The following is a 5,234-nucleotide window of genomic DNA, read 5'->3' as shown; positions in this document are numbered from 1 at the left end:
GCATAGTCTTTAATGCTATACTTTATGTTTTCAAATTTAGGGTTCTCTAATTCTTCAATATCTGCTAATTCCTCAAGATTTACTAACGGGGTGATATCTGATAATTTTTCAAGAACCCGCGAACCTTTGTTTGTTGATACCGGAATAACATCCACGAGATTTGCCAGGGTATCAAATTGGCGACGTTTTTCATTAATTTTCGTAGAAATATCTTGCGGCACAATAAGGCCACCGTCCTCATCCACACCTTCTTTCATCGCGGCAAGAGGTTGCGGTACTTTGCCTGTTCTAAGGGCGGAAGCAAAAAGTTTAACATGATTCTTCACTTCTGTTTTAGCGATATCATCCGTTGGCTGTTGCGGGTTCTTTGCCTCTGGATCTTGCTGCGGCTCTTCCTGTGCATATGAAACCTGCATGTTTCGTAAATCCTCATATGTCTGAATTTGATCTTTAATTTGTTGAGCTTCTGCAAGTAGTTTTTTGGCTTCATCAAGTTTTCCCTCATCGGTCAATGCTTCAATTTTCGTACGCTTTTCCGCCAAAGCCTGACGTAATGCTCGTTCTTGTTTAGACATTCCGCCCCCGGCGAAAAATTGAATATCGAGTTTCAAAAGTTCTTTCTGTTTCAAATGCTTATCCTCCTTAAAAATGGCATAAAAAAGAACCCTTAAAGATTTAAGAGTTCAAGTTTCATATTGATCTTTTGTTTTAGTATTTCATTCGGGCTTGTTTCTTCAGCCGAATTTCCAGCAGCAGATTGAGCAACAATTTTGCCTGGAACATGTTTAAAATGTGCCAGCACCTGATGATCAATGCAGGCTGCTACATCCTTTGACTCTGAAACCTCATCGATCAAGCCATAATTTAAAGCTTCATCAGCAGTAAGCCAGGTTTCTTCATCCAGCAGCTGGCGTAAAGTCGCGTCATCCAGTTTGTCTCCTGCTTTCGCAAGATATGTGGAAACGATACTTTCAGTAATCTTATCCAGATCATCGGCTGCCTTCCGGAATTCCGCGGCATTCCCGACCATCCCCATGTATGGGTTGTGAATCATCATCATGGCGTTACTCGGCATCGTAATTTTATCGCCGGCCATTGCAATGACAGAAGCGATACTCCCGGCCAGTGCATCCACATAGACATTGATTTTTGCCTTGTGACGCTGAAGCATCGAATGAATAGCCTGCCCCTCAAAAACATCCCCACCAGGCGAATTGATGTACAAATCAATAAAGCTCACATCACCTAAACTTTTCAATTCAGACTGAAAGGCTTTAGATGAACTTTCACTGAACCAGCCTTCGCCAGTTATCGAACCGTAAAGCGTGATTTCAGCGGACGAATCATTCAGAACCTTCATGTTCCAATACTTGTTTTTCTTCTTCTGTTCCGTTGCCATCACCCCCTTTCAGGCGATTTGAAGACCGTTTGACCTTGCTAAGTTGATACTCTTTCATAATTGAAAGGGGAACAAGGTTTAAGTTTCCATAATGCTCATCTCCGATCTCTCCGATACCTGTCATGTCCTCTTTTTGAAGGATAGTATTAACGCTAAAGGCGCCGACACTTTGCATCATTTTATAAAATTCAGCACGTGATTTACTGTCCCCGCGTAGCTCTGATTCCAGGTTAAATTTAAAGTAATAGCCAGCTTCCCGCTGCTTCTCTGTCAAAACCTTATCGTTTAACTCTTGTTCAATATTTGTGACGATTGGCTGTAAAGTGGTTTTGACATAATCTAAGGATTGTTGCTCTATATTTGAAAATGTCGCCCGATCAAGCTCCCCTATTTTATGAGGCGGCACCTTGTAAATCGATGCAATCTGTTGGCGATTCCATTTCATCGACTCAATAAATTGGGCATCTTTCATGGGCATTGTTACTTGTGAATAATCAAGCCCGGCGTCTAAAACTGCAATAGACTGCCCCGCATTTACCCGCTCCCAATCTTCCCTAAGAATTTGTTTGCTTTTTCGGTCTAAAAGGGTCGGCGCTTTTACAACGCCAAACGGTGCACCGCCATTCTTGTAAAATTTCGCGTTGAATTTTGTGGCAGCTCTATTTGACCCTATATTGTCCCGAATAACTGAAATCGGAGTTTGCCCCACAATTCCGTCAAGAGACAGGTTTTTAAAATGCAGCACCTCTTCATAAAAAAACTCACGGTATCTGCCGTCAATCGTTGTGGAGTACCAAACACGCCCGTTATCGGGATCAATATTTGTGTTGGTTGCTTCCGGATCCAATGGTCTGATCCCCGTCACATTTCCGTCTTTATCAAAAAGTAAAAGGTTGTAGCTGTTTCCCCAAGTGCAAAGCCTTGTAACCAAAAGCCGCTTCCACACAAAGCTTGTCATATAGTCATTGACTTTGTTCAGAATGATATCGCTGACTTTATTTTGAACCTGTTGTATGTTTCCATTTTGATTCTGAAAAAGTTTAATCGGCAGTTTTGCAATATCATCCGCCAAAACAATCACACAGGCATATACATCCGGATGAAGAACGGCCGTTTTTGTTGATACCCTTTCACCAGATGCGCTTTCAGATCCAGCAAAAATATTTTTGAACCAATCAACCGGATGGAGAAGGGAACCGCTATCCTCTTCAGCAATATCATTTTTTATTCCGCTCTTTAAACGGCTTAATAGCATCTATTTCCCTCCCCCATCCTTATTTTTTTGACGAGCGAACCCTACCAAGCTCGCAAGCGAAAATAAAAAAACACCGGTTGCAATTAAACCCGCGTTTACGTTTATTCGGTATATGGCTATTGAAATGAATACCATGCCTGCAATAAGCAAAATATCTTCTAAAAATAGCTGTAAGGCTTTTAAAATTTTCAAGTTCTCACCCCCTACAGGCTGAAAGATCCAGACTGAATATAAGCGTTTAAGTCGATCGCTGTATCAATCTGAGAAGCCCGAACATGTGCATTAATAAGTGCAGCCGCCGGGTCAATCCGTTGTGTGGACTTGGACTTGTCCAGCATTATATTTTCCTGGGCATCCACTTTTGTAACGGCGTTCCCCATAGCCCAAGTCAGCAGATCGTTTTTATTATGGATGATCTTTTTCGCCTTCACTTTTTCTCGGAAGTCTTTCGTAGGTTCTGAAAGTGTGGCTACACCCTGCCGAATTTCAACCATCACATATCCGTCTGCCTCCATCTGTTGGGCAAACTGTGTGGCATTGTACGGATCGTAGGCAATTTCTTTTATCCGCCAGCCTTTTTCTTTCTCCATTTTTTTAATGTAGGTTCTGATATAGTCATAATCGACAACAGCGCCGTCGGTAACGGTTAGCCAGTTCTGCTCCCTCCACAGATCATACGGGACGTTATCAGTCTTGATACGCTCATAGAATGTATCTTCAGGCATAAAGCCGTGGCTCTCAACAGCAAAGCTCCCATTATCCAATGGGAAAATAAACGAGACAGCTGTCAGGTCAATTCGTTTTGACAAGTCAATCCCTACATAGCACTCACGGCCGGATAGATTAGGGAACTGATCAGATCCGCAATCCTTCCAAGCCTGCATATCCATATAGCCGTTCTCGCGCATATTGACCCAAATATTCATGTTTTTAGTGAGGAAATTACGCATTTTTTCAGGAACCGCAAGAGCGACTTCGAGCTCACCGCGCAAATACTCTATCCCGTGTTCATTAGCAGCAACAATAGGATTTGCTTTTATCCAGTTCCGCTCGTCCTTAATGTCATCGCCTTTGTCTAATTCATTAATCATCACAAAATATTGCTCATTTGTTTCTACCTTATTTGGATCCAAAATGCGTGACACATAATCATATTCAACACGATAGGCGGGATTATTTAATTCAAAGCCGGCAGTCGTGATAATAATCATCAAAGGTTGGTTTCTTGCTCCCATTCCAGAAGCAAGGACATCATAAATTTCAGATGTTTTATGCGCGTGATATTCGTCAATAATGCCGCATTGAGGGTTGAAACCGTCCCCTGTTTTTCCGGCATCCTTAGATAATGCTTTAATAATTGAATTTGTTTTTGGATGCTCAATGGTACTGTATGCAATCCTGTATTTTTGCTCTGGTTTGTTTAGAAGTTCGCACCCTTCTATTTGGGCTTTTATCTCCTTCCAACATATTTGAGCCTGCTCAGTTTTTGTGGCTCCAATGTATACCTCTGACATGTTTTCGCCGTTTGCCATAGCCTCATATGAAGCAACGCAGGCCAGACTCTGAGTTTTTGCATTCTTGCGGCCAACCTGCCAATACACTTTTCTGAAACGGCGGAACCCTGTATCTTTGTGAACCCAGCCGTAAACATTACCGAAAATAAAGATTTGAATACGATCTGGAACTATGTTTTCACCAGCTAATGGCCCCTTGGTATGTTTAAATTGAGTCATCCAAAAGAGAAAACGCCGAGCCTTCTCGTCGTCGAATACGTAGGGGAATTCTCTCGTCCCTTCCCTTTTGATGTCATTTAAAAAGCGCTCACAAGCCCAAATATGCTTTTGACATGCAACAATCTCACCCGATACCACATCGCGTGAGTAGTCTATCATGAACTGTTTAATTGTATTCATACATTATTGAACTCCTTTTCTGCTAAAGTCTTCTCCCGTTCTTCCTGGGTTTTCGTGATCGCGAGCTTGGCGCGTGCAGACGGAGTGAGCCCAAAGTCATTTGCAGCCGATTTCATTTGATCGTAGAAATTTTTCTGCCGTTTCAGCAGAGGGTGCTCTTCTCCAACCAACTTGATCGGCTCTCCGTTTTCGTCTTGACCCTCTGTATGAATCATGATGCCGTCTTCTTCAATAATTTTCGAAATAGAGATGTACTGAGAATACGCATTACAGTAGGCAGCCAACATGCTGATATCTGCCTCCGTGATGATTTCCACCTCAGATAAAAGAGCAGCAACCCGTTTAAATTCTTTTTTAGCCACCTTATCCAACCAGGAAGGAGGTTTGATATTGTCAGCGCGCATTTTCATTTTTTGTTCGTGTTTAGCCCGCGCGGCCAGTTCTTCCGTATTCTTTTTATTCGGATTGCCCTGTATTAATTGAAGGGCCGCGGATTTTGCAGGTCTCGGCATGTTTTTCACCTCATTCCTTTTAAAAAATCGCAATTTTTCGCTTGTTTTTTTCACAAAGCATGCTATGATGAAAGTAACAACAAAACCAGTCATATCAAGCCCTCTCGGCAAATCTGTCGAGAGGGTATTTTGCGTTTTCGGGAACTTTGAAAAGC

General features: G+C 42.3%; 6 protein-coding genes. All 6 read right to left on the bottom strand.

All coding sequences use genetic code 11. From position 1 onward, the window contains the following. A partial coding sequence (locus tag AB447_RS19040) for a phage major capsid protein (RefSeq protein ID WP_156416003.1) occupies positions 1-629 on the bottom strand: 629 nt, incomplete at its 3' end. A gap of 38 nt (positions 630-667) precedes the next feature. Next, positions 668-1,399: a head maturation protease, ClpP-related gene (locus AB447_RS19035; protein WP_006637244.1), complete on the bottom strand. Its 732-nt coding sequence runs from the start codon at positions 1,397-1,399 to the stop codon at positions 668-670. Next, positions 1,344-2,654 (bottom strand): phage portal protein, encoded by a 1,311-nt coding sequence (locus tag AB447_RS19030; protein WP_057957702.1) that lies wholly within the window; start codon positions 2,652-2,654, stop codon positions 1,344-1,346. The genes AB447_RS19035 and AB447_RS19030 overlap by 56 nt, the downstream gene beginning before the upstream one ends. Continuing rightward, positions 2,655-2,846, bottom strand: a complete 192-nt coding sequence (locus tag AB447_RS19025) for a DUF1056 family protein (protein ID WP_057957701.1) — start codon at positions 2,844-2,846, stop codon at positions 2,655-2,657. It lies immediately after the preceding gene. Positions 2,847-2,857: 11 nt separating this feature from the next. Continuing rightward, the gene (locus AB447_RS19020; RefSeq protein WP_006637241.1) at positions 2,858-4,567 is read right to left on the bottom strand and encodes a terminase large subunit; all 1,710 of its coding nucleotides are present in this window, start codon (positions 4,565-4,567) and stop codon (positions 2,858-2,860) included. Beyond that, positions 4,564-5,079: a phage terminase small subunit P27 family gene (locus tag AB447_RS19015; protein ID WP_057957703.1), complete on the bottom strand. Its 516-nt coding sequence runs from the start codon at positions 5,077-5,079 to the stop codon at positions 4,564-4,566. Before AB447_RS19015 ends, AB447_RS19020 begins: the two co-directional genes overlap by 4 nt. Positions 5,080-5,234 lie beyond the last annotated feature (155 nt).

The sequence above is a fragment of the Bacillus glycinifermentans genome, from assembly GCF_001042475.2.
GTDB lineage: Bacteria > Bacillota > Bacilli > Bacillales > Bacillaceae > Bacillus > Bacillus glycinifermentans.
The sequence above is the reverse complement of the archived record's forward strand: the minus strand, read 5'-3'. Positions and strand labels throughout refer to the sequence as shown.

What these genes read in the sequence shown, in the direction of transcription:
- AB447_RS19015 (WP_057957703.1), bottom strand. Translation starts at nt 5,079, where the DNA reads ATGCCGAGACCTGCAAAATCCGCGGCCCTTCAATTAATACAGGGCAAT.
- AB447_RS19030 (WP_057957702.1), bottom strand. Translation starts at nt 2,654, where the DNA reads ATGCTATTAAGCCGTTTAAAGAGCGGAATAAAAAATGATATTGCTGAA.
- AB447_RS19020 (WP_006637241.1), bottom strand. Translation starts at nt 4,567, where the DNA reads ATGAATACAATTAAACAGTTCATGATAGACTACTCACGCGATGTGGTA.
- AB447_RS19035 (WP_006637244.1), bottom strand. Translation starts at nt 1,399, where the DNA reads ATGGCAACGGAACAGAAGAAGAAAAACAAGTATTGGAACATGAAGGTT.